The organism is Faecalicoccus sp. (genome assembly GCF_036552745.1).
Taxonomy (GTDB): Bacteria; Bacillota_I; Bacilli_A; order Erysipelotrichales; family Erysipelotrichaceae; genus Faecalicoccus.
Map to the genome: position 1 here is coordinate 1 of NZ_JAXKBY010000222.1, position 1,436 is coordinate 1,436.

At 38.2% G+C, this 1,436-nt stretch carries 2 protein-coding genes; both read right to left on the minus strand.

All coding sequences use genetic code 11. The annotated features are described in order from the left end of the window. Positions 1-186 (minus strand): hypothetical protein (locus tag U0M88_RS10065; RefSeq protein ID WP_331869722.1); only part of this gene is annotated, 186 nt, incomplete at its 3' end. A 223-nt stretch (positions 187-409) separates the two neighbouring features. Next, a partial coding sequence (locus U0M88_RS10070; RefSeq protein ID WP_331869723.1) for a chloride channel protein occupies positions 410-1,436 on the minus strand: 1,027 nt, incomplete at its 5' end.

The following is a 1,436-nucleotide window of genomic DNA, read 5'->3' on the forward strand; positions in this document are numbered from 1 at the left end:
GATTTTGAAAGATTCTTCTGGATGTTTGTTTTTAAATGTTTCGATTACGCGAAGAATATTTTTTACTTCCGGTTTCACCTGTGTAATGCAGTGTACCGTACCATTATGTTCAAAAGACGGTTCAAAAATACATAGAGTGTCGTTTGTAGTATGGACATCCATCCCAATTTTGATTATTCTATTCATAGGTAACCCTCCTTATTTGTTTGCGGTAATTCCACAATACTATGAATTTTTTAACCAAAGTATAATGGTAAATCCACGATGCAACAAATTAAGGAAGGTTACTTTTTTTATCCCTCCTTCGTCATTTCATATTGTCTATTATGACTTTCGATATAGGACAAAAAAAGTCCAATATCCTTTTAGATATCAGACCTTTAATTCTCAATTTCTTCTCAAATGAAGCCTAGGTGCTTTGATTCTGTGCTTCCAAAGCTTCTTTCACACTGCATTCTAAATTTACATCGGTCAATACAGAAATCGTATCACCTTCTTTTATTTTAGTATTTCCCTTCGGCAATATCCTGTATTCACCTCGGCGTATTTCCACCAACAGTGTACCTTCAGGTAATGAGATATCTTTTACCATTTTGTTGGCTAACATGGATTCGTGTTGTACGAGTATTTCAAATACGATTCGTTTTCCGCTTTCTTTAGTCTCGCCCTGCTCTTTATCCAACATGCCATCCAATAAAGCTTCATAAACCGGTGGACTTTTTAATAAGTCTGCAACGGCATAGGCCACCAAAGAAACCACCGTCAGCGATAACAAGTGTGCCAGAGAATTGGTCATTTCCGTAACTAAGATGATACCGGTCAAAGGGGCTCTGACAATCGCTGTAAAATAACCGGCCATGGCCAAAATAATAAAATTATGAAATAAGATAGGATCCACACCTAAAAATGAAATGATCGCTTTAGCATATACAGAACCGATACCGGCACCCAAAACAATCAAAGGAAAGAAAATACCACCAGGAATTCCGGAACCAAAACTGATGACGGAAAACAAAAACTTTACAAGCAGGAAAACGATCATGGTGGTCAAAACCAGATCACTGTTCATTTCTTCAAACAAGGCATGACCGCCACCCAACACCTGCGGCATGGTAATTCCTAAAACAATCGCCAATAAAAAAGGAATCCAGATTTTTACCCAGGTAGGTACTGACAAGCTTTTGTACAGATCCTTTGTTCGAAGCAATACATAGTTATAAATTGCGCCGAAAACACCCAGTAAAATACCTAACAGGATCAGATAACCATAGCCGGATAAGGGAATGGATTGAATCACCGGCAATTCAAAAATAGGCTGCATGCCAAAAATCTGTTTGGAAATAAAATCGGAAGCTACGGCTGCCGACATCATCGACAACAAAATCACCGGTGTAAAATATTTAAAGATTTCTTCCAAGGCAAACATGACACCGGCC